Origin of the sequence: Paeniglutamicibacter sulfureus (assembly GCF_030512175.1) — a bacterium.
GTDB classification, from domain to species: Bacteria; Actinomycetota; Actinomycetes; order Actinomycetales; family Micrococcaceae; genus Paeniglutamicibacter; species Paeniglutamicibacter sulfureus.
This window is the reverse complement of sequence record NZ_JAULBL010000012.1, coordinates 1-945: the sequence shown is the minus strand read 5'-3', so window position 1 is coordinate 945 and position 945 is coordinate 1. Positions and strand designations below refer to the sequence as shown.

The window sequence follows — 945 nt, the reverse complement described above, 5'->3', positions numbered from 1 at the left end:
GCCTTCCTTCAAAACCCCGGAATACCAGCCCAGAACGGCCCCTTGGAGGCCGCTCCGGGCATGGAAGCCCCAAAAATGACATTGTGACCCCCGCGACATCTTTAGAGAGCCGTGCTGCCTGCGGTCGCCATGAGTGCGGATATCCACTGGAGCAGTCGACTCTAAATGACTTGCACTGGCTACTTGTTCCGATTCCGGACCATCAATGCAAGGAATCTAGGCGTGGTTATATACCCTGCAGTCGGCCGCCCCTATTCGGCGCGGATGCACCAGGGCACCGAATTGCGCGTCAGGTCCCAGTCTTCGGGTCGAGATCAAAGCCCCTGCAGTACGAGGTTCGGCTCAACGGATTGCCAGGGGCATCACTGGGAAGAACGCATGCCTTCTGCGAACTTCCGGCCGGGTGCCGGGTCGACCCCGAAGCTTTCGGCATAGCGCTCATGAATCTCCGCCCATTGCTCGTGGGCCGTAGCTTCCGTCAAGTGCTCGCCACGCAAATGTGGGTCAAGTCGAGAAAGATAGGTCTCCCAACCGGCTGCCGTCTGCGCTGCAAGTGGGAGGTCGTCAAAGACGTGGGTGAACGTTAGACGGCAGCGGTCGCCCTCCCCGCTGAGTTCGAAGCTTTGCAGCTGGCCGGCGTAGGACCACGCCAGATGATGCGGAGCATCAACGTTGGTCACCTCGAGAGTCGCCCCACCGGCATCGAAGGTCTCCCCCACTGCCGGAGTCCAGTCAACGGCTCCCGGGAACCAGCTTTCGAGTTCAGATGGCACACTGACGGCCCGCCAAACGCGCTCAACGGCATGGCGCAAACTCAAGTTGAAGTGCAAAACCACGCGTCCATCGATCATTTGCATGGTTCCGTGGATTTCTGGCTCTCCTGCAATTGCCGATTCCGAGCTTTCGTTGCTCATGGTTTCTCCTTCAGTTGTTGTCCGAGGCGGT

The 945-nt window shown here is 59.4% G+C and carries 1 protein-coding gene; it reads right to left on the bottom strand.

Features of this window, described 5'->3' with window-relative positions:
* Window positions 1-362: 362 nt before the first annotated feature.
* Window positions 363-914, bottom strand: coding sequence for an SRPBCC domain-containing protein (locus Q2T94_RS20480; protein ID WP_264271874.1), 552 nt, complete (start codon window positions 912-914; stop codon window positions 363-365).
* Between the last annotated feature and the right edge of the window lie 31 nt (window positions 915-945).

Bases quoted from the DNA above. Each gene is read 5' to 3' on its own strand.
- Q2T94_RS20480 (WP_264271874.1), bottom strand. From the start codon at position 914: ATGAGCAACGAAAGCTCGGAATCGGCAATTGCAGGAGAGCCAGAAATC.